The 24,650-nt window shown below is 61.2% G+C and carries 27 protein-coding genes; 16 read left to right on the plus strand and 11 right to left on the minus strand.

Annotation, left to right across the window (positions count from 1 at the left end; all coding sequences use genetic code 11):
- The first annotated feature begins 21 nt into the window (after positions 1–21).
- Positions 22–1,413: an NAD-dependent succinate-semialdehyde dehydrogenase gene (locus GLX_RS08480; protein WP_014105573.1), complete on the plus strand. Its 1,392-nt coding sequence runs from the start codon at positions 22–24 to the stop codon at positions 1,411–1,413.
- 338 nt (positions 1,414–1,751) lie between these two features.
- Positions 1,752–2,063: a hypothetical protein gene (locus tag GLX_RS08485; protein WP_014105574.1), complete on the plus strand. Its 312-nt coding sequence runs from the start codon at positions 1,752–1,754 to the stop codon at positions 2,061–2,063.
- Between the two features lie 95 nt (positions 2,064–2,158).
- Here GLX_RS08485 and petA read toward each other — a convergent pair whose 3' ends face one another.
- Positions 2,159–2,788, minus strand: coding sequence for a ubiquinol-cytochrome c reductase iron-sulfur subunit (gene petA / locus GLX_RS08490; RefSeq protein WP_041247293.1), 630 nt, complete (start codon positions 2,786–2,788; stop codon positions 2,159–2,161).
- A 302-nt stretch (positions 2,789–3,090) separates the two neighbouring features.
- Between petA and GLX_RS08495 the strand changes: the two genes are divergently transcribed.
- From GLX_RS08495 to GLX_RS18070, 3 genes are all read left to right on the plus strand, one after another.
- Positions 3,091–3,279 carry a YqaE/Pmp3 family membrane protein gene (locus GLX_RS08495; RefSeq protein WP_014105576.1) on the plus strand — a complete coding sequence of 63 codons (189 nt, stop codon included), beginning with the start codon at positions 3,091–3,093 and terminating at the stop codon, positions 3,277–3,279.
- A gap of 7 nt (positions 3,280–3,286) precedes the next feature.
- Positions 3,287–3,928, plus strand: coding sequence for a glutaredoxin 2 (grxB, locus tag GLX_RS08500; RefSeq protein WP_014105577.1), 642 nt, complete (start codon positions 3,287–3,289; stop codon positions 3,926–3,928).
- A gap of 96 nt (positions 3,929–4,024) precedes the next feature.
- The gene (locus tag GLX_RS18070) at positions 4,025–4,228 is read left to right on the plus strand and encodes a hypothetical protein (RefSeq protein ID WP_014105578.1); all 204 of its coding nucleotides are present in this window, start codon (positions 4,025–4,027) and stop codon (positions 4,226–4,228) included.
- Between the two features lie 268 nt (positions 4,229–4,496).
- On the opposite strand, the gene GLX_RS18975 is transcribed toward GLX_RS18070, so the two are convergent.
- Positions 4,497–4,739, minus strand: coding sequence for a hypothetical protein (locus GLX_RS18975; protein WP_231850306.1), 243 nt, complete (start codon positions 4,737–4,739; stop codon positions 4,497–4,499).
- A 91-nt stretch (positions 4,740–4,830) separates the two neighbouring features.
- Between GLX_RS18975 and GLX_RS18980 the strand changes: the two genes are divergently transcribed.
- Positions 4,831–5,235, plus strand: a complete 405-nt coding sequence (locus GLX_RS18980) for a hypothetical protein (protein ID WP_231850307.1) — start codon at positions 4,831–4,833, stop codon at positions 5,233–5,235.
- 137 nt (positions 5,236–5,372) lie between these two features.
- On the opposite strand, the gene GLX_RS08510 is transcribed toward GLX_RS18980, so the two are convergent.
- Both GLX_RS08510 and GLX_RS08515 read right to left on the minus strand, forming a co-directional pair.
- Positions 5,373–6,773 (minus strand): cryptochrome/photolyase family protein, encoded by a 1,401-nt coding sequence (locus GLX_RS08510; protein WP_014105581.1) that lies wholly within the window; start codon positions 6,771–6,773, stop codon positions 5,373–5,375.
- 93 nt (positions 6,774–6,866) lie between these two features.
- Positions 6,867–7,178, minus strand: a complete 312-nt coding sequence (locus GLX_RS08515) for a hypothetical protein (RefSeq protein WP_050856108.1) — start codon at positions 7,176–7,178, stop codon at positions 6,867–6,869.
- A 245-nt stretch (positions 7,179–7,423) separates the two neighbouring features.
- Here GLX_RS08515 and GLX_RS08520 point away from each other — a divergent pair, with 245 nt between their 5' ends.
- From GLX_RS08520 to GLX_RS08535, 4 genes are all read left to right on the plus strand, one after another.
- Positions 7,424–7,777, plus strand: coding sequence for a hypothetical protein (locus GLX_RS08520; protein ID WP_014105583.1), 354 nt, complete (start codon positions 7,424–7,426; stop codon positions 7,775–7,777).
- 102 nt (positions 7,778–7,879) lie between these two features.
- Positions 7,880–8,644, plus strand: a complete 765-nt coding sequence (locus GLX_RS08525) for an SDR family NAD(P)-dependent oxidoreductase (protein ID WP_041247294.1) — start codon at positions 7,880–7,882, stop codon at positions 8,642–8,644.
- Between the two features lie 26 nt (positions 8,645–8,670).
- Positions 8,671–8,985, plus strand: coding sequence for an antibiotic biosynthesis monooxygenase family protein (locus GLX_RS08530; RefSeq protein ID WP_014105585.1), 315 nt, complete (start codon positions 8,671–8,673; stop codon positions 8,983–8,985).
- 70 nt (positions 8,986–9,055) lie between these two features.
- Positions 9,056–10,267: an SMP-30/gluconolactonase/LRE family protein gene (locus GLX_RS08535; RefSeq protein WP_041247295.1), complete on the plus strand. Its 1,212-nt coding sequence runs from the start codon at positions 9,056–9,058 to the stop codon at positions 10,265–10,267.
- 99 nt (positions 10,268–10,366) lie between these two features.
- On the opposite strand, the gene fumC is transcribed toward GLX_RS08535, so the two are convergent.
- Both fumC and GLX_RS08545 read right to left on the minus strand, forming a co-directional pair.
- Positions 10,367–11,821 (minus strand): class II fumarate hydratase, encoded by a 1,455-nt coding sequence (fumC, locus tag GLX_RS08540; protein ID WP_014105587.1) that lies wholly within the window; start codon positions 11,819–11,821, stop codon positions 10,367–10,369.
- A gap of 181 nt (positions 11,822–12,002) precedes the next feature.
- Positions 12,003–12,578: a LysE family translocator gene (locus GLX_RS08545; protein ID WP_269448770.1), complete on the minus strand. Its 576-nt coding sequence runs from the start codon at positions 12,576–12,578 to the stop codon at positions 12,003–12,005.
- Positions 12,579–12,817: 239 nt separating this feature from the next.
- Between GLX_RS08545 and GLX_RS18985 the strand changes: the two genes are divergently transcribed.
- From GLX_RS18985 to GLX_RS08560, 4 genes are read left to right on the plus strand one after another with little or no spacing between them, the layout of a single operon-like run.
- Positions 12,818–12,958 carry a hypothetical protein gene (locus tag GLX_RS18985; protein WP_228391337.1) on the plus strand — a complete coding sequence of 47 codons (141 nt, stop codon included), beginning with the start codon at positions 12,818–12,820 and terminating at the stop codon, positions 12,956–12,958.
- Between the two features lie 10 nt (positions 12,959–12,968).
- Positions 12,969–13,697 carry a metal ABC transporter ATP-binding protein gene (locus tag GLX_RS08550; RefSeq protein WP_014105589.1) on the plus strand — a complete coding sequence of 243 codons (729 nt, stop codon included), beginning with the start codon at positions 12,969–12,971 and terminating at the stop codon, positions 13,695–13,697.
- The gene (locus tag GLX_RS08555; RefSeq protein WP_014105590.1) at positions 13,694–14,557 is read left to right on the plus strand and encodes a metal ABC transporter permease; all 864 of its coding nucleotides are present in this window, start codon (positions 13,694–13,696) and stop codon (positions 14,555–14,557) included. Before GLX_RS08550 ends, GLX_RS08555 begins: the two co-directional genes overlap by 4 nt.
- A gap of 13 nt (positions 14,558–14,570) precedes the next feature.
- Positions 14,571–15,467 (plus strand): metal ABC transporter solute-binding protein, Zn/Mn family, encoded by an 897-nt coding sequence (locus GLX_RS08560; protein ID WP_014105591.1) that lies wholly within the window; start codon positions 14,571–14,573, stop codon positions 15,465–15,467.
- Here the strand turns inward: GLX_RS08560 and GLX_RS08565 are convergent.
- Entirely contained in the window at positions 15,439–17,208 is a 1,770-nt protein-coding gene (locus tag GLX_RS08565) for an ABC transporter ATP-binding protein/permease (protein ID WP_193360639.1), read from the minus strand. The genes GLX_RS08560 and GLX_RS08565 overlap by 29 nt on opposite strands.
- Positions 17,209–17,592: 384 nt before the next feature.
- On the opposite strand from GLX_RS08565, the gene GLX_RS08570 reads away from it, so the two are divergent.
- Positions 17,593–18,042, plus strand: a complete 450-nt coding sequence (locus GLX_RS08570) for a DUF2501 domain-containing protein (RefSeq protein WP_041247296.1) — start codon at positions 17,593–17,595, stop codon at positions 18,040–18,042.
- 72 nt (positions 18,043–18,114) lie between these two features.
- Here the strand turns inward: GLX_RS08570 and GLX_RS08575 are convergent, their stop codons facing one another.
- Genes GLX_RS08575 through GLX_RS08590 form a run of 4 tightly spaced genes read right to left on the minus strand, consistent with a single transcriptional unit; the run spans position 18,115 to position 23,442 of the window.
- Positions 18,115–19,794 (minus strand): ABC transporter substrate-binding protein, encoded by a 1,680-nt coding sequence (locus tag GLX_RS08575; RefSeq protein WP_014105594.1) that lies wholly within the window; start codon positions 19,792–19,794, stop codon positions 18,115–18,117.
- A gap of 14 nt (positions 19,795–19,808) precedes the next feature.
- Positions 19,809–20,438 (minus strand): SCO family protein, encoded by a 630-nt coding sequence (locus GLX_RS08580; protein ID WP_041247297.1) that lies wholly within the window; start codon positions 20,436–20,438, stop codon positions 19,809–19,811.
- Positions 20,438–23,212 carry a DNA polymerase I gene (gene polA, locus GLX_RS08585; protein ID WP_014105596.1) on the minus strand — a complete coding sequence of 925 codons (2,775 nt, stop codon included), beginning with the start codon at positions 23,210–23,212 and terminating at the stop codon, positions 20,438–20,440. The genes GLX_RS08580 and polA overlap by 1 nt, the downstream gene beginning before the upstream one ends.
- Before the next feature lie 14 nt (positions 23,213–23,226).
- The gene (locus GLX_RS08590) at positions 23,227–23,442 is read right to left on the minus strand and encodes a zinc-finger domain-containing protein (RefSeq protein ID WP_014105597.1); all 216 of its coding nucleotides are present in this window, start codon (positions 23,440–23,442) and stop codon (positions 23,227–23,229) included.
- Between the two features lie 75 nt (positions 23,443–23,517).
- Between GLX_RS08590 and GLX_RS08595 the strand changes: the two genes are divergently transcribed.
- The gene (locus tag GLX_RS08595; protein WP_014105598.1) at positions 23,518–24,600 is read left to right on the plus strand and encodes an alpha/beta fold hydrolase; all 1,083 of its coding nucleotides are present in this window, start codon (positions 23,518–23,520) and stop codon (positions 24,598–24,600) included.
- The last annotated feature ends 50 nt before the right edge of the window (positions 24,601–24,650 follow it).

Here is a 24,650-nt window from a genome sequence, read left to right on the forward strand (position 1 = left end):
ATTAAGGGACAGATATCTAAAATGGCTTACGCATCAACCAATCCTTATACTAACGAAGTTGTCGCCACTTTCCCCGATGCCACGGATGCGGAAGTACAGACAGCACTGAGCGAAGCACATGCTGCATTTGAAAGCTGGCGCAACACGTCCTTTGCTGACCGTGCAAAGGTCATGAACGCGGCAGCCACCATCCTACGCCGTGACATGGACAAATATGCCCGCCTTGGCACGCTGGAAATGGGCAAGCTGTTCGAAGAGTCAAAGAAGGAAGTCATTCTTTCTGCCCAGATCTTCGAATACTACGCAAATCATGCCGAAGAACTTCTGAAGCCGGAAATACTGCCGGTTGCCAACGCCGCAGAAGGCAGGCCCGTTCTGGTGCATGAACCGCTGGGCATCGTGCTTGCAATCGAGCCGTGGAACTTCCCTTTCTATCAGGTCGTGCGCATCATAGCGCCGCAGCTTTCGGCCGGTAACGCCGTGCTGCTCAAGCACGCATCCAACCTGCCGCAATGCGCGGCCGCCTTTGATACGCTGATGGCCGAAGCGGGCCTGCCCAAAGGCCTGTTCCGCAACCTGTATGCGGCACGCCCCCACACTGCCATGATCCTGAACGACCCGCGCGTATGTGGTGTTGCCCTGACGGGTTCGGAAGGTGCTGGCACCGTTATTGCCGGCATTGCGGGCAAGGCGCTGAAAAAAGCGACCATGGAACTGGGGGGCGCGGACGCCTTTATCGTTCTGGATGATGCCGATGTAGAAAAAGCAGCCCGCTGGGCGGTTATCGGTCGCCACTGGAATGCCGGTCAGGTCTGCGTTTCGGCCAAGCGCCTGATCGTGGCAGATAGCGTTTATGACCAGTTCCTTGCCCTGTACAAGGAAGGTGTTACAGCCCTGAAGGCAGGCGACCCGATGGACCCGTCTACCACACTTGCTCCCCTATCGTCACAGGCAGCGGCAGACGACCTGCGCGATCAGGTCACGCGGGCGATGGATCTGGGCGCGAAGGTCGAGATCATCGGAGCGCCAGTGCCGGAACAGGGTGCGTTTTTCCAGCCGCTGCTCATGTCGGGGCTTGATGAAAAGAATGCTGCCCGTCACTGGGAATTCTTTGGTCCCGTTACCCAGATATACCGCGCAAAGGATGAAGCGGACGCCATCCGTATCGCCAATGACTCCCCTTACGGACTGGGTGGTTCCGTCTTTACGAAGGACGAAGCACGCGGTGCACGGGTGGCACGCGCCATCCGCACGGGCATGGTGTTTATCAACCATCCGCTGTCACCCAAGGCCGACCTGCCGTTCGGTGGCATCAAGAACTCGGGCTATGGCCGTGAACTGATCGGCCTTGGCATCAAGGAGTTCATTAACCACAAGCTGATCAACGTGGTGGATATCGACGCGGCATTCTGACGAAACAGGAGAGATCGGGCACAATGATGCGTGCCCGGTCTCACCCATAACGGGAAACGGTTATAAAGAAGCAGGCTGTGCCAATATTTATTGAGAGTTGATCGAAGCAGAACATAAATCTTGATCCACATCTTACTTATTGTATTTACACATCCGCTTCGACCCTTGCACGGGGGCATATATGAACTGCGATCTCATCTGGGCAGGAAGACACTGGCGATCATGCCAACCCTGTTGAGATTGATTGTCCGCGATCAGAGGTAAGAATAGTGTCTTTTTTCAGCATTGTAGTGGGTTAACCAGACCCTGTTTGGAATTGGGGTTTCTAAAGGGCTGTGATGTGTTTCAAAGTTGATATGGATCGCTTCATACTGACGGATGCCCTGGACAATCTGGCCCACTTCACGCTCATTCCCGGCCAGTATTATGACACGGTCGGCGTTGCACCCCTGCTCGAACCCGCGGATTTCGAGGGAATTCTTGCTGACAAGGCGTTTGACGTCCACTGGATCGTGGACACCATATACGCGCAAGGCGCCTACGTGGTCATTCCCCAGCGCAAAAACCGTATCGCCATGCGACGCGAGAAGACTGACAGATCACGCGCAACCATGATCTCTCTCGTTGGCGCAATCATCAATTCAAGATAATTCCAAACAGGCCCTGAAAAAAAGCTTCACCAAAAACTTCTTTATGATTTTCAGGTTATTTTGTGGGCGGACTGGTCACGCGCTTTGTAACATAATCAGAGTTGAAGAATGGTCGAGAAATCAAATTCCTGCCCCGTCGGATTCTCGCCCAGGCGGATCAGGGTGGGAGACGGCATGCTGTATGGCGGCACCGGCAGGTTGTAGGGCGCGGGCGCACCACGGAATACCCGGCCCGCCAGATCGAATCTGGAGCCATGGCAGGGGCAGGCATAGCCCCCCGCTGTGCTACCGTTCCCTTCGGGCGTGGGGCGGTAGGCGGGCACGCAGCCCAGATGCGTGCAGATGCCCACCACCACGCCGTAGCGTGGGTCGATGGAGCGGTGCCAGTTGGCGGCATAGGGGGGTTGCTGCAGGTCGCGGGACTGCCCGTCACGCAGGCGGGCCGTGAGTGCTGTATCCTGCAGGGAGGCAAGGGCTTCGGGCGTGCGGTGGGTAATGAAAACCGGCCTGCCCTGCCATGTCACGACAATCTGCTGCCCCGGTGGCAGGGCCGAGATATCCACATCGACCGGCAGGTGTGCTGCCGCACTGTCACGCGGGGCCAGGCTTTGCAGGAATGGCCACAAGCAGGCCCCCGCGCCGGCAACAGCCGTGGCGGCCGTGACAAGCCCAAGGAAATTCCGGCGCCCACCGGGTGCCGCGTGTGTATCCGACGCGTTTTCCATCCTGCGTTTTCTATCCCGATCACTGACCAAAAGGAAGGGCATACACACCCGACGGGCACGTGCGAAGCACGGGAAACAGGATCCGGCTGCACGAGCACGCAATTCGCCCTAGCAGGCTGTCGAATTGGAAGCTAAAATAGATATTATCCATAACTTACTTATGAAAACATATTTCTGTTCTTTGTGTTGAAAATTCTATAATTTTTATAATTAAAGCAATTTTATTGCGTAAAAAACCTTAATCTGACAGCTTTCTGGACTGATAGACCCCGACCTGAAAAGCCCCTGTAAGGAGACCCGACATGCGGCTCATTCTCGCACTGCTTCTGCCCTGGCTGCAATTCTTCACCATCGGCCGCCCCTTTGCGGGGCTTGTCTGCCTTGTGCTGCAGTTTACCCTGATTGGCTGGATTCCCGCCGCGATCTGGTCCGTCTATGCGCTGAGCCAGTACAAGACTGATCGTAAGATCGCGACACTGACACGCCCCTGAGGTCGGGATGAAGCTCTATATTTACGATCACTGCCCCTTTTGTGTGAAAGCCCGCATAATCTTTGGCCTCAAGCACGTACCGGTTACGGATGTTGTGCTACTCAATGATGATGTGGAAACGCCTACCCGCATGATCGGGCGTAAGCTGGTGCCGATTCTGGAGCATGATGGCCGGTTCATGGGCGAGAGCATGGACATTGTCGCCCATATCGATGCAATGGACGGCAAGCCCGTACTGACCGGACCAACCCGTCCCGAGATCAGCCAGTGGATCAGCGATGAGGCGCGGGCTTACACCCTCATGCTACCCCGTTTTGCAGCGGCACCCCTGCCGGAATTCGCCACTACGGCGGCACGACTGTATTTCATCCGCAACAAAGAAGACATGATCGGCCCCTTCAATGCAGCCTTGGCCGACAGTGCCGCCCTGTGTGCCAGCACCAGCAGGGCACTTGCGCGGCTGTCGGGACTGATACAGCAACCCGGTGCGGTAAACGGTACCCTGTCGCAAGATGACATTCACCTGTTTGCCTACCTGCGCGGCCTGACAATCGTGGCGGGGCTGGAATGGCCCGCACCGGTATGGGCGTATTGCCGACACATGGCGCAGGCAACCGGCATCCCACTGCTTGATAACATGGCGGCCTGATGCCACGGGTCATGGCAGTATGCGGGATGGATGGAAACTGTCGGACCGCTCCGACCGTTTCCTATCTGACAGCCCACGCTGGCAGAGAGGCAACCCATGTCATCATTACCCGATATCGTGCAGCACCATAGCCCGAGACGAACCTTTTCACCATTCGAGTCCTGGGTACGCCAGTCCCTGCGCAATCGGTTCACCATGGTCAGCAATGAGAACCTGCCGCCGGAAATCCTGCTGCAGATTGACGATGCATACGTAACCGCCCATACAGCCACGGTCGGGCATAAACGCACGGGGGGATAAAGTGGCCGATCCGCTCAGGTGTGGACTTTTTTTCTGGACTCAACCCGAGTCCAGTCGATAACAGCACAGGCCGGGACACGCAGGAGGCAAACAGAATCCTGCCAATGGCGGAAAATAGCCATTTATTGTCTCTTTTCCGCACCATAAAAACAGAGTCGCAAGGTTGGGTCCGAGTTGAACGCCTGTGGATAACTCTGTTGGTTCTTTAATATCAAGGCTCTGCTTGTACAGAGTCCTCTCGTTTTGGTGATATGTTCGTAGCCTGCGCTTAGCCCGGAAGGGTCAGGGTAACGGTCTCGCACTTATCCGCCGGCCACTCCCGGCGCAGGACGGGCTTGCCAATGCCCGGCAGGTTGACGGCATTGTCGATCTGCCACGGATTGCCATCCAGCCTGACTGCTATCCACCCATGGGGCAGTTCATATTCTGGCATCAAACCCACCAGGGTAATGTCCGTCATGGGATCATAATGGGCGAACTGTAGCGCACATCCCTGAAAGACAAGTTGCACGGGCGCATGGGCGTTGCTGGAACGCAGCAGATGAACGAGCAGGGTACCGGATGCATTCTCCGCCGCAGTGAAGATCAGGCAGGCTGCCTCCGTGGCTGCGAATATCGATCGGCAGCATGGTAACCGTATCGACGGCGGCAGGATGAATGACAAGGGTACCCCCATCAAGACTGAAAAGCCCCTGATTCCATCCCTGAAGTTGCTGCAGGCGCAGACTCAGCCATGCGCCGGAGTGCATGACAAGGGGTTGCAGGTGCAGGGAATCGTAGACGGTATCCCTACGGGAATGAGTAATGGCCTGCTTTATCATGTCCATGTCAAAATGACCGGTACGAAAAGACAGATGCCCTTCTTCATACGCGATTTCTGCCGCTGGACCATATTGCCTGCTCATGAATGGTATTCCCTGCTTCAATACATGACCTGCCCGTTCCCGATAATCTGTTACCGATCACATAGCTCTGGACAATTATTCCAAAAAATTAATTATTTTTAATAATAAAAACAAAATCCAAAATAATAATTGCTGTTTTTCTCACATTATCAGAATATTCACAAAAATAATTTCTTATATATAATGTTAATATGTTTTTTTATTTCAAAAAACAATACGTTCCTCGACCTGAAACAAAATCACGCATCCTGTAGTGTTTGCCATGCCGCAAGCGCGCGCGTGCGCCCTGCCGTCAGGTCCACAATAGGAGCAGGGTAGCCACGCGGGGCCATCTTCCATGGCGTATGGAGATCCCTGCCGGTCAAGTGTGCGATTTCGGGCACCCACCGGCGCACGTAATCACCTGCGGGATCGAATTTCTCCCCCTGCAGGACCGGGTTGAAGATACGGAAATAAGGTGCCGCATCCAGTCCACACCCCGCCACCCACTGCCAGTTAAAGGGATTGCTCGCCCCGTCGGCATCCACCAGCGTATCGGCAAACCACCGCTCACCCGCGCGCCAGTCAAGCAGCAGATGCTTGGTCAGGAAGGATGCGACGATCATCCTTACCCGATTATGCATCCAGCCTGTATGCCACAGTTCACGCATGCCCGCATCGACAATGGGATAGCCCGTGCGCCCCTGCTGCCAGGCCTGCAATGCCGCAGGGTCAGTACGCCACGGCATGCGGTCATATTCGGGTCGCAGGCTGCGCGTCGCCATTTCGGGGAATTCAAATAGTGTAGCATGGGCAAAATCCCGCCAGCCCACCTCGCTGAGGAAACAGGCGCCATCTTCATCCATCTCCTTCCCCGCTGCCACCGCATGCCAGACCTGCCGGGAGGAGACATGGCCGAAGCGCAGATAGGGTGACAGGGCCGACGTCGCAGGCCGGGCGGGCAGGTCGCGCTGGCGGGCATAGCCTGCCATCCGTTTTGCAACAAAGCTATCAAGACGTGCCTGACCGGCCTGCTCACCGGGCTGCCATGTATCGCGCAGCCCCTGCGCCCAGTCCGGGCGGGTCGGCAGCAGGCGCAGCGCGGACGGAGCGAGTTGCTGCTCCCCCACAGCGGGGGGCAGCGAAGCAAAGGTCAGCGACGCGGGCACGGACACAGGTGGCAGCGGTGCCTCCATGGCCTGAACGGCCCGCCACCACGGGGTATAGACCCGAAATGGCGTACCCTGCCGGGTACGCACCTGCCAAGGTTCATGCAGCATGTTGCCCGGGTGGCTGCGGGCGTCGATACCCATTACCTTCAGCGCGGTCTTGATATCCGTATCGACCTGCCGCGCAGGCCCGCCATAACGGCGGTTCCACACCACTGCCGTTGCACCCGCCTGCTGCGCGAGCCATTGCACAACCGCCTGCGCTGACCCTTCCATGATACAGAGCTGCCCACCACGGGCACGCAGGTCATGGTCCAGTGCCGTCAGGGCATCATGCAGCCACCACCGTTCGGCCGCACCCAACGCGAAAGCAGGGTCATGCACATACAAACAGATGACCGGACCCTGCGTCGCGGCATCAGTCAGAGCCGGGTTATCCGCCAGACGCAGGTCATCACGAAACCACATGACTGTGGGGGCACGATCGGGCATCAGCTTTCTGTTCCGGTTCAGCCTTCGGGCAAAGGCGGCCAGTACTGTGTGTGACACAAAAAGGCAACCGTCAAATGTTCGTAACGCTGACTCTCAATGCTCGGTGGCAGGAGCCGCCGAAGCAGGCGGCATACCAGATTGGCCTGACCGGGTCGCGGATGGCGGATCATCTTCAAACTGGGCACGGCACCGGGGGGAAAGGCGTTCACGCTTGCTTTCCAGGCAGGCCGACATCAGCTTTTCATTGGGAATGTCGAGAAAGCACAGCCGGAAGACATCATCCTTGCACGCACGGATCTGCTCCTCGCGTTCGCTCGCGCATGCGGGCAGGACGCCTGACAGGATCATCACGAAAGGGATGACCCGGACCAGGGTCCATGCTCCAGAAGGGCGGACATCTGGCATGCAGTGCATCCTTCTCTCTCCATTGGCGAGACCAGGGCGGAGTTTGTCATATCATCTCCCAGCGCAATACACTTTGACAGCCGAGTCAAATCACAACCCCACAGCAGGGCCATCCGACCGCCCGTGACGCATGCCCCCATGAAGGGTTTCGCCGAGAAAGGCCGGCAGAATTCATAAATCCGTGATGCCACGCATACCGCCTTTTTTACGTTGCTATCGCATACGGAACTTAAGGAAGGCACATCATGACCACCACCACGACAAAGATCGGGACTGCCGCCAGCAAGGTTGCCGATACCCTGACCGGCGCCCGCACCGATACCTCCGGTCTCATGAGCGTCGTGATCGCGTATATGGGCGATGCGAACAGCCCCGGCCGCCGCGAAGTGCATGAACGCGCCCGTCATGCTGGTCTGGAATCCCGGCTTGACCAGTGGGGAAATCACACCAGCAGCGCACCGGCGGATGAAGAGACCGTAAAAAAGCTCTTCCCCACACCCGTCATCGAGCGTTTTGCCAATGAGACGGGCCATACCCCCAACGCCACCATCAAGGCCCTGGCTGACCTGATGCCCCACCTGTCGCGGCTGGATGGCTGATATACGCCCCACAGCCTGCAAACTGTCCTTTTAAGTGTTTGCAGGTGGGCGGGGGAGCCTATGATCGCCCATAATGGACGACACAGCAGGCAGGACAGACCCATGAACAGCAATTCCCCCTCCCCCCCGGCACAGACATCCGGCGTGGTGATCGTGACCGGCGGCAGCAGGGGCATTGGCCACGCCATAAGTACCCTGCTGGCACGCCGCGGGCACACTGTCGCCATCAATTACGCCACCAACGCCGCCCCAGCAGAGGAACTGGCCCACACCATCATGGCACAGGGCGGCCGCGCACTGGCGATCCGGGCCGACCTCTCGCAACCGGCGCAAATCCCCACCCTGTTCGACCGCGCGGCCACGCTCGGCCCCCTGGCGGGGCTGGTCAACAACGCTGGCATTACCGGCACCAAGGTCCGCATTGACGAGCAGACGGCAGAGACACTCGATACCCTGTTCAACATCAACGTACGCGCCACCATACTGGCGGCGGGCGAGGCCGTGCGTCGCATGTCCATCCGCCATGGCGGAAACGGCGGGGTCATCGTGAACCTGTCTTCCGTCGCGGCGCGTCTGGGGGGCTTGCCCGGGCTTGTGCCCTATGCCGCGACCAAGGCAGCGGTAGAGACCTTTACCCGTGGCCTTGCCAACGAGGTCGCGCATGAAGGCATACGCGTCAACGCCGTGGCCCCCGGCCTGACCGCAACCGACATGGTCCCGCCCGAGACCGCAAAACTGGCCGAAACCGTAGTGCCCATGGGCCGCGTGGGCCATGTGGACGAGATTGCGCAGGCGGTAGCGTTTCTCCTTTCGCCCGCATCATCCTATATGACAGGAAGCGTGATGACGGTGTCCGGCGGGCGCTAGCCCGGCACGCAACAGGAGAATCGAACATGTACATCGCCATGAACCGTTTCCGTATCCCGCCCGGAAACGAGCAGGAATTCCGTGAACGCTGGCTGGGACGCGAGGTCCACCTGCGCACGGTGCCCGGTTTTGTCAGCTTCCAGTTCCTCAAGGGGCCGCAGCAAGAGGATTATATCCTGTACGCCTCCCACACCGTATGGGAATCCTACGAAGCCTTTCTGGGCTGGACCCAGTCCGAGCAGTTCCGCGCCGCCCACGCCCATGCGGGCAACCGTAAGCCGCTGATGGCGGGGCCACCGGTATTTGAAGGATTCGAGGTGCTGCAGAACATCGAGAGCTGAGTCACCTTCAGGCCCCGACACCTCCGGGGACCTTTCATTTATGCCCGACCCGAAGCGGAGAAAAAGATCCATGCCCCCAGCCAGCCACCAGCCCCGCTTTCCCCGGCGTGCCCTGCTTGCAGGGGGGCTGGCGGCAGGGGGGGTATGGAGCAGTGGGCTGGCCGCCCGCGCAGCCGGGGGAGACGGGCTAGCCCAGCCCGCAACCGTCATTTCCAGCCCGCCGCGCCAATGGGGGCCAGATGCGCCCATCAGCCCGATGCCCGACCCGGACATACTGGTGCTTGACCCCAGTTTCGGCAATCTGGCCTACGCCAATGCCAACATCAAACTGGCATGGCGCGGCGGTGGCTGGCTGGAAGGACCGGCGTGGAATAGCGAAGGCCGCTTTCTTTTGCTGAGTGATACGATCCGCGCCGTACAGTACCGCTATCTGTGGGAAAACAGCGCGATCTCGATCTTCCGCAATTATTCCTACAACAGCAACGGCAACATCTTCGACAATGAGGGCCGTCTGGTCAGTTGCGAGCACGGCATGCGCCGCGTGGTGCGCTGGGAGCATGATGGCTCGTGCCACGTGCTGGCCGACAGTTATGGCGGCGCGGCGCTGAACTCCCCCAACGATCTGGCGGTTCACCCCGATGGCAGCATCTGGTTCACCGATCCGGGTTATGGCGACACAATTGTCGAAGGCCACCCCGATGCCCCCGGCGGCCCCGCCAACCGCAACGGCGTGGAACGCTGGACGCTGGATGGCGAAGTGGTAACCCAGTTCGGTGGCCACAGACGGCAGGAGGACCACGTCTTCCGCGTGGATCCCACGACGGGTGAGGTTCGCGCCGTCCTGACCCAGAAGCAGCTGGCGGACCCGAACGGGATTGCGTTTTCACCCGATGGCAAGATCGTTTACGTCATTTCGGCAGGGCCGGGACCGGGGCAGGACGGTCATGGCGGCGACCTGCACATCCACGCAGGTGACGTGACCAGCAGAGAAGTGCATAACCTGCGCCCCTTTGCCGACATGATGCTGAATGGCCACCAAATGATTGCCGATGGCATGCGCGTAGATGTATTTGGCAACCTGTGGTGTGGTGCTGGCGGCCCGCTGGGGCTATGCGGGGTGGTGATCTACAACCCGCAGGGCCACATGATCGGGCGCATCCGCCTGCCGCGCGGCGTGTCGAACCTGACATTTGGCGGCCCCAAGCGCGACATGCTGTTCATGTGTGCAGGCGATGCGCTGTTTACACTGCAGGTCAACACGCAGGGGGCTGCATCTTCTTAAGAAATAAAAGTTTTTGGGTGCCGCCTTTTTAAATAAAGGCGGCATTCTTCGGTGCTTTTGGAAAAAAGCTTCACCAAAAACGTCTTACTGTCTTCAATCTTACGCGCCGCCTACACCCTTGCCCACCATGTCCAGCGGCCGAACAAGGCGATCAAAGGTCGCGCCATCCACAAAGCCTGAAGCCAGGGCTGCCTCACGCAGACTGATGTCGTGCTCCATGGCCTGATGGGCAATGGCAGAAGCACGATCATAGCCGATTTCGGGGCTGAGTGCCGTCACCAGCATGACCGATCCCGCCACATACGCATCAATGCGCTTGCGGTTGAGCGTGGTCCCCTCTACCGAAAAGACACGGAAGTTGTGGCAGCCATCGGCCAGGATGCGGATGGCATGCAGCACATTGGCCACAATGACCGGGCGCATGACGTTCAGGTCAAGCTGGCCCTGGCTGCCCGCAAACGCCACGGTGGTATCGTTGCCCAGCACCTGCGTGCAGATCATCACCATGGCCTCGCACTGGGTCGGATTGACCTTGCCGGGCATGATGGAGGAACCGGGTTCGTTTTCAGGCAGGTGCAACTCCCCCAGGCCACAGCGGGGGCCAGAGCCGAGCAGGCGCATGTCATTGGCGATCTTGAGCAGGCTGACCGCCACCCCGCGCAACCCGGCTGAAGCCCGCACCATGGCATCCAGCCCGCCAAGGGCCGCGAATTTGTTGGGTGCGGTCACGAACGGCCTGTCGGTCAGTTCGGCAATGCGCTTTGCAATGGCACGGCTGAAACCCGGCGGAGCGTTCAGGCCAGTACCCACCGCCGTGCCACCGGCGGCCAGTTGCAGCAGGCCGGGGCGGGCGGCCTCGACCGCCTCCAACGCATCTTCAAGCTGCTGTGCCCAGCCCGACCATTCCTGCCCCACTGTAAGCGGCACCGCATCTTGCAGGTGCGTGCGGCCGATCTTGACAACCTGCATCCATTCCTCTGCCTTGGCGCGCAGGCTTTCGATCAGTTCACGCACACGCGGCAGCAGGCGGCTGTCAATTTCCAGAAGGGTTGCAACATGCATGGCGGTGGGAAACGAGTCATTGCTTGACTGACCCATGTTCACGTCATCATTGGGATGGACCGGGCTTTTGGACCCGACCACGCCACCCAGAAGCTGGATGGCACGGTTGGCGATCACCTCATTCACGTTCATGTTCGTCTGGGTGCCCGACCCGGTCTGCCAGACAAAAAGCGGGAATTCGGAATCCAGCCTGCCCGCAATCACCTCATCCGCCACACGACCAATGGCATCGGCCTTCCACTGCGGCAGGCGCCCCTCGGCTGCATTAACCTGGGCTGCCGCCTTTTTCACGATACCGTAGGCGTGACAGACCTCGATGGGCATGTGGTCGCGACCAATGGAAAAATGCACAAGGCTGCGCTGGGTCTGGGCACCCCAGTAATGACTGGCGGGGACATCGATCTCCCCCATCGAATCCTTTTCGCGCCGCGTGCCAGTGGCATCAAGGCCGATGGGGCAGTCTTTCAATACAGGGGGGGCGGGTTCGGTCATGGTGGCGTTCCTTCCTTTTGTATCAAGAGGAATATGGGAACGTCACAACGCTTTCGCGCCCTTGCCCGGCATCACAAGCGAGTGCGCATGATTTGCGGGACCGGCTTTGGCACCCCGTCATGGCGTAGGTGTCACGCCCGGCCGGTGACGATCACCGCGTCCGTGACCGACTGGTACATCACTATACATGCGCCATGAGCAGCATGATGCCAAACCCCATGAACACCGCTCCCGTAACCCACGCAAAGAGCGCCTGCACACGGGGCGTGCGCAACCAGGTAGACAGGACGCGCCCCGCCGTTGCGTAAACCGCGTACCAGAATGCCTCCGCCCCCACAAAGGTGGCGACGAGCAACCCGTATTGCGGCATGCGCGCCGCCATGGGGTTGACGAACTGCGGCAGGAAGGCCGCCGCGAACAGCAGCAGCTTGGGATTGCTGATCCCGGTCAGGAATCCGTCACGTAAAAGATCACGCACATCAGCGCGCATCGGTTGTGACATGCCACCCGCACCCGCCTGCACGGCGTGGCGCGCCATCCACACCCGCATTCCCAGAAAAACCAGATACGCCGCCCCCACCATGCGCAGCACGGCAAACAGCCGGGGGGAAGCTGCCAGCACGCCCGCCATACCCCCCAGAGACGTGACAATCACCAGCACGATGGCCAGCATACACCCAACCATCACCGCCATACTGCGCGCCACCCCGTAGCGCACGCTAACCGACATTACATGCATCATGTTCGGCCCCGGCATCGCCGAAAGCACGAAAGTGGTCGTTAAAAATAACAGCCACGTATGAAACGTCACCCGCCTGCCCTACCCCTGTTACCATCCGCGCATGGCCACGGTGCGGCTATGCGGGCTGCACCATGCCGTCTTCCCTTGACGGCAGGCAAGCCCCTGGTATAGAGATTGTTATATTATAACATTTTGAGCACATCATGCCGCCCCTCGCCAACGCGCCCGTTCCTACCCAAGGCATACAGACAGCCATGCCCGCGCCAACGCCCCATGTCACATCTCCCCTACCGTTGACATGGATGGCACGCGCATGGTGGCAGCGCCTGGCCTGCGTTGCCCTACCCTGCGCCCTGATGTGGGGGTTGATCGGCTGGGCCGTGACACAGCCATGACCGCCCATTCGTGAAACAGGGTACGATCAGGCTGGACGACGCGGGCGTGGTGCTCAACGGCACGCCTGTATGGCAGCATGTGACCGGCGGCTTTAACCCCGGCAGCATGACCGCCATCGCAGGGGCCAACGGGGCGGGCAAGTCCACGCTGCTGCGCGCCATACTGGGTGAAGTGCCGCTGACCACGGGCACGGTCACGCTTGATGGCCTGCGCCCGCAGGATTTTGGCTACCTGCCGCAGGCCCGCAAGATCGACCGCGCCTTTCCCATCAGTGTGACCGACATGGTGCTGAGCGGCGCATGGCACCACATGGGCGCCTTTGGCCAGGCCGGATGCACCATCCGCCAGCGCGCGGCCGATGCGCTGGCGCGTGTCAAGCTGTCCGGTCAGGCGGGGCGCATGATCGATGCCCTTTCCGCAGGTCAGTTCCAGCGCTTGCTCTTCGCCCGCCTGCTCATGACCGATGCCCGCGTCATCATGCTTGATGAACCCTTTACCGCCCTCGATGCGCCCACAACGCAGGACCTTCTGGGGCTGGTATGCGAATGGCATGGACAGGGGCGCACCATCATTGCCGTGCTGCATGACATGCACCAGATCCGCCGCTGCTTTCCCCATGTTGTCCTGCTCTCGGACAGGCGGGCAGTCTGGGGTGAGACCGCCCGCATCCTGACCCCCGCCACACTGCAACAGGCCTATGGCGGCCTGCAGGCCCACTGGCCGGGTATGGATACATGAGCAGTCTGGTTGCCGCCCTGTGGGGTCCTTTTGCCGATTTCGGCTTCATGCGCCGCGCCCTTGTAGCCTGCGTGACCCTGGGCATGGGAGCGGGACCGGTTGGCGTGATGCTGCAACTGCGGCGCATGAGCCTGATCGGCGATGCGATGAGCCATGCCATCCTGCCCGGTGCTGCAATCGGCTTCCTGCTGGCGGGCGGGCTGTCACTGACCGCCATGGGGCTGGGGGGCATCGGGGCGGGGCTGGGGGTGGCGCTGCTGGCGGGGCTGGTCAGCAGGCGCACCCACCTGGCCGAAGATGCAAGCTTTGCCAGCTTCTACCTGACATCGCTGGCGCTCGGCGTGCTGATCGTCTCGGCACGCGGGTCGAACATCGACCTGCTGCATGTGCTGTTCGGTACCATCCTCGCCATTGATGGCCCGGCGCTTTACCTGATGGGCGGCATCACCACGCTCAGCGTAGCCCTGCTGGCCGTGATCTGGCGGCCACTGGTCATGGAATGCGTCGATCCCGGCTTCATGCGCATGAGCGGCGGGCGCGGCGGGCTGTACCACATGGTGTTCCTGTTCCTTGTGGTCATCAACCTGGTGGCGGGGTTCGAGGCGCTGGGCACGCTCATGTCGGTTGGTATGATGATGGTGCCCGCCGCCACCGCACGGCTGTGGACGCGCCGCCTGCTGCCCATGATGGCGCTGTCCGCCATGGTGGGGGTGATGGCGGGTCTGGTGGGGCTACTGGTATCCTACCATTTCCAGCTGGCGGCAGGCCCCACGATCATCCTGACATGCAGCGTGCTGTATATTTTTTCCCTTCTCGCCTCCCCTACCGGCATCCGGGCGGGAGCGGGCCTGTCCCTTTAAGGAAATCCCGATCATGCGCCGCCTGTCCTGCCTGCTGGGCCTTTACGGGTTCCTGTCGCTCACACCCGCCCACGCGGACCCCGCGCCGCACACCGTGCGCGCAGTGGCCAGCTTTACCGTGCTGGCCGATGTCGTGGCCCATGTGGGGGGCACGCATGTTACCGTAACCTCACTGGTGCCGCCCGATGGCGACCCGCATGAGTTTGAACCCACCCCCAATGACGCGCGCGTGCTGCGGCAGGCCAATATCGTGTTCATGAGCGGCGAGGGGCTGGAAAGCTGGTTTAGCCGCCTGGCCCATGCGGCGGGCTACCATGGCACACCCGTCATCGTCTCGAATGGGATCAGCCTCTATACCCCGCCGGGCGGCAGGCAGGCGGAAGCGGACCCCCATGTATGGAACAACGTGGCCAACGTGATTGTCTGGGCCAACAACATCCGCGACGCGCTGGTTGCCATCGACCCTGCGGATGCCGACAGCTTCCGTACCTCGGCTGCGGCTTACATCAGCCAGCTTGAAGCGCTTGACCGCGATATCCGCACCCGCATCGACACCATTCCCGCCAACCAGCGGCGCGTCCTGACCAGCCATGACGCCTTTGGCTACTTTGGCCGTGCCTATGGGGTCACATTCCTTGCCCCGCAGGGTCTTTCTACCGAAACGGAAGCCTCGGCGGGCGATATGGCCAGCCTGATCGCGCAGATCCGCGCCAATCATGTCACCACCTATTTCATGGAAAACGCCACCGACCCGCGCATGGTCAGGCAGGTGGCGCATGCAACGGGGGCAACACCGGGCGGTGAACTATATGCCGAAGCTCTGTCACCCCCCACCGGCCCGGTGCCGGACTACATCACGATGATGCGCCACAATACCGATCTCATGCTTGCGGCGATGCGCCTGCACTGACATCCGTCCCCCCCTTCACGGCAAAGGGGGTCAGGTCGATGCGGTTGGCATGCATGTCCACAACCGACTGCCGATGCGTGATCGAGACCACCGTCATGCCAGGGCAGACCTGCCGAAGCAGAGCGTAAAGCGCTGCCTCCGACGCGGCATCGAGGTTGGATGTCGATTCATCAAGAAAGACCCAGTCCGGCCGGGCCAGCAGGATCCGGGCAAAGGCCAGACGCTGGAGTTCCCCCGGCGAGAGAATCTGCCCCCATGGTTCCTCGTTCTCCATGCGCGGCACCAGCCCCTCCAGTCCGACCTGGCGCAGTACCTGCGCCACCTGGGCTGTCGGGCAGGACTCCACACCCTCCGGGTAGGCTACGGCGCGATGCAGCGTGCCGGTGGGCACGTAGGGGCGCTGGGGGATAAACATCATGGCTGCATCGGGCTGGGTGATGCTGCCCGTGGCAAAGGGCCAGATCCCCGCCAGCACACGGAACAGCGTGGACTTGCCGGTGCCCGAAGGCCCCGTCACCACCGTCATCTGCCCATGCGGCAGGGTCAGGTTCACGCCGTGCAGCAGCGGCGTGCCATCGGGGCGGAAGACATCCAGCCCGGCCGCCACCATATCGGCCCCGGCGGGGGCGGGCAGTACCTTCACCTCATCGCGCATGGCGCGGGCGCGATCCATCACACGCTGGAAAGTGGCCAGACGCGCCACCTCCGCATGCCATGTGGTCAGCGAGGCATAGGATGTGGACAGCCAGCTCAGCGCGCCCTGAACGCGCGAGAACGCCATAACCAACTGCATGAGCGTGCCGAAGCTCATCTTGCCGGCAAAATAGCGGATGGAGCCGATCAGCAGGGCAAAGTTGCCCGAGACCACCTCCAGCCCGGTGGTGAGCAGCCCCAGCCACTTGGTGCGCCGCATGATGGAGAGGAAATTGTGATAGACAACGGAAAAGGACCGGTCCAGCCCGGCCTGTTCCTCGCCCTCACCACGGTACAGCGCAATACCCTCGGCATTGTTGCGGACATGAACAAGGCTGTAGCGAAAATCGGCCTCGGCACGCTGCTGGAAAAACTGCAGCCCTGCCAGTTTGCGCCCTGCAAGGTGCGTGACCCACGTCGCCCCCACCGAATAGATCAGCGCTGCCCAGAAGAAGTAGCCCGGTATGGAAATGCCCAGCACCTCCAGCGGGCCGGACAGCGCCCAGAGCAGCCCGATATAACTGAACAGGGTCACGACATTGGTAACGAGGTTGATGAACTGCGTCAGCGTATCGGTCACAAAGCTGTTCAGGTCTTCCTGTATGCGCTGGTCGGGGTTGTCGGTCCCGGTCTCGATGCCCGATGTGGTGATGGCGATGCGGAAAAAGGTCTGGTTTTCCATCCACTGCCGGGTCATGCGCACGGTCAGCCACCGCCGCCAGCGCAGGCCCAGCATCTGCTGCAGGTAGGTTGCGTAGATAGAGCACATGATGGCCGGAATGGTGATGACAAAGAAGCCCAGCACGAAGCCTTCATCATTATGCACATACCAGAACAGCCCGCGCAGGAAGGTGGTCGCATCGCGCTGCTGGAGCGCTGTGTAATACACATTGCGCGAGAAGGACTGGAGCAGGTCCAACCCTACCATGGAGAAGGTCAGGGCCAGTACGGCGGCCAGCAGCCCCCAGGCCCATTTCCTGTCCTCCGAGACAAAATAGGGGCGGGTAAGATACCAGACGTCTTTCAGGAGAAGGCGCAGATGCTGCATGTCGATCCCGTGCAGTGGGTGGGCGTGGAACCTCCAGCATTCCCACGAAGCGGGGATGGACTCAATCTCCATTGCATGCCAGCGGCATGTCTGTTGCCCTGAAGACGGATACTTAAGGCATCTCACAACTTCTTGACATGTCCGGGCCACCCTTCATCCCGTTGTGCCCCCTGTAGCCAAAACCCGGCCATGCCCGCTGATAACAGGGGTTTATGCTCGCCCCTGTGCCCTGAATAATGGCGCGATACATCGAAAAGCCGAATGCCTGCCCCATCAGACTCAGGGGTACAGGCTTGGAACATCGTGACTATAGTTTAACGCATAAATTCACAAAGGAAGTGGGTACAGCCCACTCCCCGATGAACAATGCAAGGAAGAATGAATATGGTGTCGTTCAGTCGTGTCCTGTCCGCCAGTGCCTTTGCAACCGTGCTGGCAACAGCACCGCTTGCGGCCCATGCCGCTGAGGTCTCTCCCCCCACGGGTGCGGGCGTTGCCAACCAGGTTGAACAGATTGCCCCCGGTTCCCTGTCCGCCGATACGGTCTTCTCCGCCGTTGAATCCGCCAAGCCGGCCGATCTGGGCGGGATCATGAACTACTGCATCCAGTCCAACTACCTGACCGCGTCCGAAGCATGGCCGGTGCTGGCTGCCTTTAATAAGAAGACGAACGACGTGCCTTCCAACCAGAAGGGCAACATGTCCTATGCCGATGGCTCCACCGGTCTGCTTAAAGTGGGTGGCAAGGAACCCATCTCGCTGGAAAATGCCTCGACCGACATCCGCAAGCAGGCCTGTGCAAAAGTGGAAGCCCGTGCGAAGTCCCTGCTCTGAACCGGCATACCCGTTCCACTGGTCTGATGATGCCCCGCCGGTTCTTCCGGCGGGGTTTTTCATATCCCGCGCCTAACGCACCCATACGCGTGAGAACGCCATGTGGTACAGGCTGGTGGAAAAGTAATGGCCCAATCGGGGCGAGACCAGATCCACATAACTGATGCTGATCATCGGGGCGGCGGGGGCCAGACGGGTAATGCGGTCGTCCACCTGCTGCCATAGCGCCTGTGCCGCCTGCGTGTCGGGTGCCTGGCGGATACGCGCCACCAGCGCCTGCACCACCGGATCGCACAAGCCAGAGAAGTTTATGGAACTGTCGGAGCCAGGATGAAAGTTCTCGCAGCCGAACACGGTATCAAGGAAGTTGGAGGGGGACGCATAATCCGCGTACCACCCTATCAGGCTGATCTGAACATGATTGGCCGTGTTCTGGGAATAGGACAGTTGCATGGCGGGCGAGAGCGGGTGCAGCCGCGCGTGATAGCCTATGGCCTGCAGCATGTCGCGCAGGTAGGTGCCCATGCTGGTGTCCATGGCCGTGGCCTCCACGATCAGGGTCACGTCCTGCCCCTCCGTCCCGCTTTCATGCACAAGCTGGCGCGCACGGGTCAGGTCGGGATGGGTCCAGGCAGGGGCCGGATGGTCGGGGTCGGCGCCACGGGTCCACGCACAGGCGCCATCGCCGGGCAGCAGGCCCGGCGGTACCATGCGGCATAGCGGGGCGGCAATGCCCGACCCGCCGTACAGGATGGTCATGGCGCGGCGATCCAGCGCGTAATTGACCGCCTGCCGCGCCTTGATGTTGTTGAAGGGTGGAATGTTGACATTCATCGGCAGGAACAGGAGGCCATAGAGCGGATAGACATGCACCTGCGCGGTGTACTGCCCCCCGATCTCCCCCAGCCGGTCCAGCGGCTTGAGACCCGCCATCCAGTCATACTGCCCGCGTTCCACAGCGGTCAGCGCATCTTCCTCCGACAGGCCGAAATCATAATCGATGGCGTCCACATAGCCATCGGGCTGCGCCGCCTCGCTCCATTCATGAAAGTAGGGATTGCGCGTCAGCCGCATGCCCTGTTCGGGATCGGAGGAGACGATCTGGTACGGTCCGGTACCAGGTGCAATGTCATTGCCCAGGTCATGGGTGGGGGTATTGGCGGGCAGGATGACCGCGTGGCCGAAAGCAAGCTTGTAGGGAAATTCGGAATCCGGCGCATTCAGGCGGATGGTGATGCGACGCGTGGCTTCATCCGTTTCCACCCCGCCACGCAGCGTGCAGGCCGCCGGGGTACGCAGGCAGGCATCCGCGCCGATGATGTCGCCATAAAACGATCCCGCCGTGGGTGAGCCCACCATGAAGATACGCCGCAGCGATGCCGCCACATCCGCCACCGTAACGGGCGCGCCATTGGAAAAGCGGATGCCCTCCCGCAGCGTGAAGACCCATGTCCGCCCCCCGTCCAGCCGCTCGGGCTGGGCCTGCGCCAGATCGGGCACGACCTGCGCACCCGCCGGTCCCTCCAGCTTGGGATAGGTCAGCAGCCCGTCATAGACGACGCTTTCGACCTGCATGTACTGGCTGGTGTAGTTGATCTGCGGGTCCAGCGTACCGGCAGAACTTGCGGCGGTCAGGCGCAGGGTGCCGCCGCGGTGGGGGCTGGCCTGCGTATCCGCCCACACGGGCAGGGCCAGCAGGGCAAGGCCACCCGCAAGGGCAAGCCTGCCCGCATGCCGCCACGCGGGCTTCATGCGCGGGCCGTGTTTCAGTGCCCGTCCCGTGCGTTCATGAGTTCGGTCATACGCGCCGTAATCTCGGCTGCCGTGGCGGTGGCGGGCAGGCTGCCCTCATACCGGCCGGTAGGGGACATGATCACGATCTGGGTGGCGGGTTCCATGGTGTAGTCGCCATTCTCCCCTTCATGGCGGACATAGGGGGCGTGGTATTCCTTCGCCACCGCCTCAATCATTTTAGGGGATGCAGTCATGACCGTGACATGCGAGCCGTAGCGCAGCGCATAGGTGCGCAGTATGTCCGACGTATCACGCATGGGATCGAGGGTGATGAAGATGGGCACCGCCAGACGCGCGCGGTCATGGCCCAGTGCCTCCACCCCCTCCGCCATGGCCTTGACCGTGGCACCACAGACCGTGTCCGGGCAATGGGTGGAACCGAAATAAACCAGCATCCACCGGCCCCGGAAATCGGTATCCAGCACCGACCCATCCGCCCCGTTGACCAGCCTGAACGAACCACCCACCGGGTTGCCATAGCTGGTCAGCGGTACCGGTGCGCTATCCGACCAGCGATAGCCCACATAGCCAAAAATTGAAGAGACCACCACGATGGCCAGTCCGACCAGCATAAAAAACCGGTCCCGTTCATTTCGCATCATCAATGTGCATCCGCCCAATTCGTTCCGGTCCCGGTTTCCACGACCAGCGGCACCGAAAGGGTGGCTGCGGATTCCATGACCTGCCTGACGAGGGCTGCCAGACGATCAGCATCATCCTTGCGCACCTCGAACACAAGTTCGTCATGGACCTGAAGGAGCATGCGTCCGTCAAGCCCCGCATCCGCAAGGGCCGTGGGAATTCGCACCATGGCGCGTTTGATGATATCGGCAGCGCCCCCCTGCAACGGGGCGTTGATGGCCTGGCGTTCGGCATAATTGCGGCGCATGGCGCTTTTATCACCAATGCCCGGTACCCAGCAGCGGCGGCCGAATGGCGTGGTGACATATCCCTTCGCCCGCGCCTGCGCCTTCACCCGTTCCATGTAGTCGCGGATGCCAGGGTAACGGGCGAAATAGGCGTCAATGTAACCACGCGCCTCACCGGGCGGAATGCCAAGCTGGCGCCCCAGCCCGAAGGCGCTGATGCCATAGATGATGCCAAAGTTGATGGCCTTGGCCCGCCTGCGTGTCAGCGGGTCCATGCCTTCAAGCGGGATACCGAACACTTCGGACGCCGTGCGGGCATGAATGTCCTGCCCCAGTTCAAACGCCTCACGCAATGCGGGAATATCCGCCACATCCGCCAGAAGCCGCAGTTCGATCTGGGAATAGTCAGCCGAGACCAGCACATTCCCGGGGGCCGCGACAAAGGCCCGGCGGATGCGCCCGCCTTCTTCCGTGCGGATGGGGATGTTCTGCAGGTTGGGATCATTTGATGACAGGCGGCCCGTTGTCGTTACCGCCATCTGGAACGATGTATGCACCCGTCCCGTTGCCGGGTTGATCTGGTTGAGCAGCGCATCGGCATAAGTGCTTTTCAGCTTGGCCAACTGCCGCCACGCCAGAATCCGCTCGGGCAGGTCGTGCCCCTGATCCGCCAGGTCCTGCAATACCGATGAATCCGTGCCCCATGCCCCCGCCTTGGTGCGCTTGCCACCGGGCAGGCCCATTTCATCGAACAGGATCTCGCCCAACTGCTTGGGGGAACCGACATTGAAGTCACGCCCGGCCAGCTTGTGGATCTCGGCCTCGATCACGCCCATGCGCTGCGCGAATTCGGTGGACATGGCGCGCAGGTCATTGGCATCGACCGCAATGCCAGCCCGTTCCATATCCGCCAGGATCGGTACCAGCGGGCGCTCCATTTCCTCATACAGCGCCAGCGCGTGGTTGGTACGCAGCCGGGGTTTCAGCATCTGCCACAGCCGCAGGGTGACATCCGCATCCTCTGCCGCATAGGGCGTGGCGCGCGCGATATCGACCCTGGAGAACACCACCCGGTTGCGGCCCGTGCCCGTGACCTCGTCATAAGGAATGGGTGTGTGGTCGAGCGTGAGGCGCGAAAGCTCATCCATCCCCTGCCCATGCTTGCCCGCCGACTGGGCGTAGGAAATCAGCATGGTGTCATCAATCGGCGTGGGCTGGACGCTGCCTGCCTGTGTCAGTACCAGCAGGTCGAACTTGGCGTTCTGGAACACCTTGAGCACCGACGGGTCGGCAAATAGCGGTTCAAGGATTTCCAGCGCGGTTTTCACCGGCATCTGGGGCGTGCCAGGGCTGTCCATCAGATCCACCTGATGACCAAGCGGGATATAGCACGCGCGGCCACAGTGCGGGGCGAGTGATATGCCGATCAGCGGGGCGGTGAGCGGGTCCAGCCCGTCTGTTTCCGTATCCACCGCACACACGCCGCTGGTGCGGGCCTGTTCCACCCATTCACGCAGCACTGCGGGGTCGGTCACCGTTTCGTAACCACCATAGGGTTCGGGCGGAATGGGGGGCAGTTCGCTCTCAGGCTGACTGAGCCCTTCAGGTGTAACATGGGCGGAAATACGCGGGCGTGGCTTCGCCTTGAGGCCCATACGCTGCAGCAGCGATGAAAACCCCATATCCGACAGCCATGCGCCCAGACGCTCCATGTCCACATCGCAGCAGGCAAGATCGGACAGCGGTTCGGGGCACGGCGCGTCCTCACGCAGTGTGACCAGTTGCAGCGACAGGCGCGCCATGTCGGCATGGGCCAGCAGGTTGTCGCGCCGCTTGGACGCCTTCATGCTCTCGGCCCCGGCCAGTATGGCGTCCAGCGACCCGTATTCCGCCATCAGCGCCGATGCGGTCTTGGGGCCGATGCCCGGCACGCCGGGCACGTTGTCTACCGGGTCGCCAATCAGGGCCTGTACCTGCGCCACCCGATCCGGGGCTACACCAAACTTGGCCTCGACCTCCTTGGGTCCGATCGGGCGGTTCTTGATCGGGTCCATCATCATCACGCCGGGGCGGATGAGCTGCATGAGATCCTTATCAGATGAATAGATGGTGCACTGTCCGCCCGCATTGGTCACCTTGCGGGCATAGGCTGCGATCAGGTCATCGGCTTCCCATCCCGCTTCCTCCAGCGCTGGCACGCCGAAAGCGGCGGTCGCATCGCGCACGAGGCTGAACTGCGGGCGGAGTTCTTCCGGCGGTTCGGGACGATGGGACTTGTATTCGCCATACAGGTCATTGCGGAAAGTATGGCGTCCCGCATCGAATATGACCGCCAGATGGGTACCTGCATGTTCGCGCAGCAGGCGCGACAGCATGTTCGAAAAACCATAAACCGCATTGACGGGCGTGCCGTCGGGGCTGGTCATGGAGGGCAGTGCGTGGAAGGCGCGGAAAATGAAGCCCGAACCATCCACCAGGATCAGGTGAACCTGCTTGTCGCTGGACATGTATCAGGATGCGATCAGTGGCCGGTATCTGCCGGGGCGTCGGGGCTGAGCACAAACAGCCGCGAGCAGTAAGGGCAGAACGTCTGGTGATGCGCGATGCGCAGGAACACCCGCGGATGCCCCAGCGCGCCGAGGCCGCCATCACAGGACAGAGTACGCGAATCGACAACGATGGTTTCAATCATACCCAGACGAGGGTGCGGGACGGGATCGTGGGACAGGGCTTGCATTTTGACGGGCCTCGGGTTGTTGTCCGGCTTTGGTCTGCATGGCCCGCCTGCGGGCGGGCCATGCACCTGTTCATGATGATACGCAGGATTGCCGTGCTTTCAAACATTCGCCTGTCACGCCTGCTTTATCCAGCGCTTTTTGTGATGCTGACGGCCTGCACCACACAGGAAGCTCCGCCCCCGGCACCGCCTACCCGCCACCCGGACCTTGCCCGCCTGGTACCTGCTGACCAGACGGTCACGATTGCGGGCGTGGGCGCGGTGCCGCTGCGGATCTGGCCCGCGCGGAGCGCGGAGCGGGCCGTCATCCTTGCGCTGCATGGCTTCAATGACAGTCGTGATGCATGGGAACGCCCAGCCCCTGCGCTGAATGCGGCGGGCATGACCATCATTGCCCCTGACCTGCCCGGTTTTGGCCAGACGGTACAGCGTGGCGGATGGGTGGGAACGGATGCCCTGCTACGCACCGCATCCACGCTTGTCATCACCATCGGGCGCGAACATCCCGGCATGCCCGTATATGTCGTGGGGGAAAGCATGGGCGGCGCGCTGGCGATCATGCTGGCATCACAGCCCGACACACCGCCGGTTGCAGGCTACATCCTGCTCGCCCCCGCAGTATGGGATCTTGATACCGGCACGCGCACGACCACGCACCTGCTCGCGGCACTCGCACCCCGGTGGCGGCTGAGCGGGCGTGAACTGCCCGTCCACGTCACGGCGGCGGACAACATGCTGGCCCTTGCCCGCCTGTATTACGACCCGCTGACCCTGCGGGACACCAGCACGGTGGCGCTGTCCGGGTTGACCGACCTCATGCACCGCGCAGCACGGGCGGATGCCCACATGGCGGGGCGCGTGCTGGTGATCTATGGCGGGCATGACCAGATCATTCCCGCCCCGGCCATGGCACGGGCGTGGCGGCGCATGCCACAGGCCACGCGACATGACTATATTCCCGGCGGCTACCATCTGCTGCTGCGTAGCCATAACGCCGAGCAGATCACGGCGGACATGACGCACTGGATCATCAATCCCGACAGCTTCCTGCCATCGGGCGGCGACATGGCAGCAGCGGCATGGATGGCGGACCAGAAAGGACGTAGCGCCCCACCCCCCATCGTGCCGGGATGGATGGATTGGATCACGCCGCAATGATTTTTCCTGCTTTCAGGGGTGGCATTTAGCCCAATCCCGATGTATGCAGG

The organism is Komagataeibacter medellinensis NBRC 3288 (assembly GCF_000182745.2).
Classification (GTDB): domain Bacteria; phylum Pseudomonadota; class Alphaproteobacteria; order Acetobacterales; family Acetobacteraceae; genus Komagataeibacter; species Komagataeibacter medellinensis.

Excerpts from the sequence above, each read along its gene's own strand:
- GLX_RS08480 (WP_014105573.1), top strand. The coding sequence starts at position 22 with ATGGCTTACGCATCAACCAATCCTTATACTAACGAAGTTGTCGCCACT.
- GLX_RS08485 (WP_014105574.1), top strand. The coding sequence starts at position 1,752 with ATGTGTTTCAAAGTTGATATGGATCGCTTCATACTGACGGATGCCCTG.
- petA (WP_041247293.1), bottom strand. The coding sequence starts at position 2,788 with ATGGAAAACGCGTCGGATACACACGCGGCACCCGGTGGGCGCCGGAAT.
- GLX_RS08495 (WP_014105576.1), top strand. The coding sequence starts at position 3,091 with ATGCGGCTCATTCTCGCACTGCTTCTGCCCTGGCTGCAATTCTTCACC.
- grxB (WP_014105577.1), top strand. The coding sequence starts at position 3,287 with ATGAAGCTCTATATTTACGATCACTGCCCCTTTTGTGTGAAAGCCCGC.
- GLX_RS18070 (WP_014105578.1), top strand. The coding sequence starts at position 4,025 with ATGTCATCATTACCCGATATCGTGCAGCACCATAGCCCGAGACGAACC.
- GLX_RS08510 (WP_014105581.1), bottom strand. The coding sequence starts at position 6,773 with ATGCCCGATCGTGCCCCCACAGTCATGTGGTTTCGTGATGACCTGCGT.
- GLX_RS08515 (WP_050856108.1), bottom strand. The coding sequence starts at position 7,178 with ATGCCAGATGTCCGCCCTTCTGGAGCATGGACCCTGGTCCGGGTCATC.
- GLX_RS08520 (WP_014105583.1), top strand. The coding sequence starts at position 7,424 with ATGACCACCACCACGACAAAGATCGGGACTGCCGCCAGCAAGGTTGCC.
- GLX_RS08525 (WP_041247294.1), top strand. The coding sequence starts at position 7,880 with ATGAACAGCAATTCCCCCTCCCCCCCGGCACAGACATCCGGCGTGGTG.
- GLX_RS08530 (WP_014105585.1), top strand. The coding sequence starts at position 8,671 with ATGTACATCGCCATGAACCGTTTCCGTATCCCGCCCGGAAACGAGCAG.
- GLX_RS08535 (WP_041247295.1), top strand. The coding sequence starts at position 9,056 with ATGCCCCCAGCCAGCCACCAGCCCCGCTTTCCCCGGCGTGCCCTGCTT.
- fumC (WP_014105587.1), bottom strand. The coding sequence starts at position 11,821 with ATGACCGAACCCGCCCCCCCTGTATTGAAAGACTGCCCCATCGGCCTT.
- GLX_RS08545 (WP_269448770.1), bottom strand. The coding sequence starts at position 12,578 with ATGCCGGGGCCGAACATGATGCATGTAATGTCGGTTAGCGTGCGCTAC.
- GLX_RS18985 (WP_228391337.1), top strand. The coding sequence starts at position 12,818 with ATGCCCGCGCCAACGCCCCATGTCACATCTCCCCTACCGTTGACATGG.
- GLX_RS08555 (WP_014105590.1), top strand. The coding sequence starts at position 13,694 with ATGAGCAGTCTGGTTGCCGCCCTGTGGGGTCCTTTTGCCGATTTCGGC.
- GLX_RS08560 (WP_014105591.1), top strand. The coding sequence starts at position 14,571 with ATGCGCCGCCTGTCCTGCCTGCTGGGCCTTTACGGGTTCCTGTCGCTC.
- GLX_RS08565 (WP_193360639.1), bottom strand. The coding sequence starts at position 17,208 with ATGCAGCATCTGCGCCTTCTCCTGAAAGACGTCTGGTATCTTACCCGC.
- GLX_RS08570 (WP_041247296.1), top strand. The coding sequence starts at position 17,593 with ATGGTGTCGTTCAGTCGTGTCCTGTCCGCCAGTGCCTTTGCAACCGTG.
- GLX_RS08575 (WP_014105594.1), bottom strand. The coding sequence starts at position 19,794 with ATGAAGCCCGCGTGGCGGCATGCGGGCAGGCTTGCCCTTGCGGGTGGC.
- GLX_RS08580 (WP_041247297.1), bottom strand. The coding sequence starts at position 20,438 with ATGATGCGAAATGAACGGGACCGGTTTTTTATGCTGGTCGGACTGGCC.
- polA (WP_014105596.1), bottom strand. The coding sequence starts at position 23,212 with ATGTCCAGCGACAAGCAGGTTCACCTGATCCTGGTGGATGGTTCGGGC.
- GLX_RS08590 (WP_014105597.1), bottom strand. The coding sequence starts at position 23,442 with ATGCAAGCCCTGTCCCACGATCCCGTCCCGCACCCTCGTCTGGGTATG.
- GLX_RS08595 (WP_014105598.1), top strand. The coding sequence starts at position 23,518 with ATGATACGCAGGATTGCCGTGCTTTCAAACATTCGCCTGTCACGCCTG.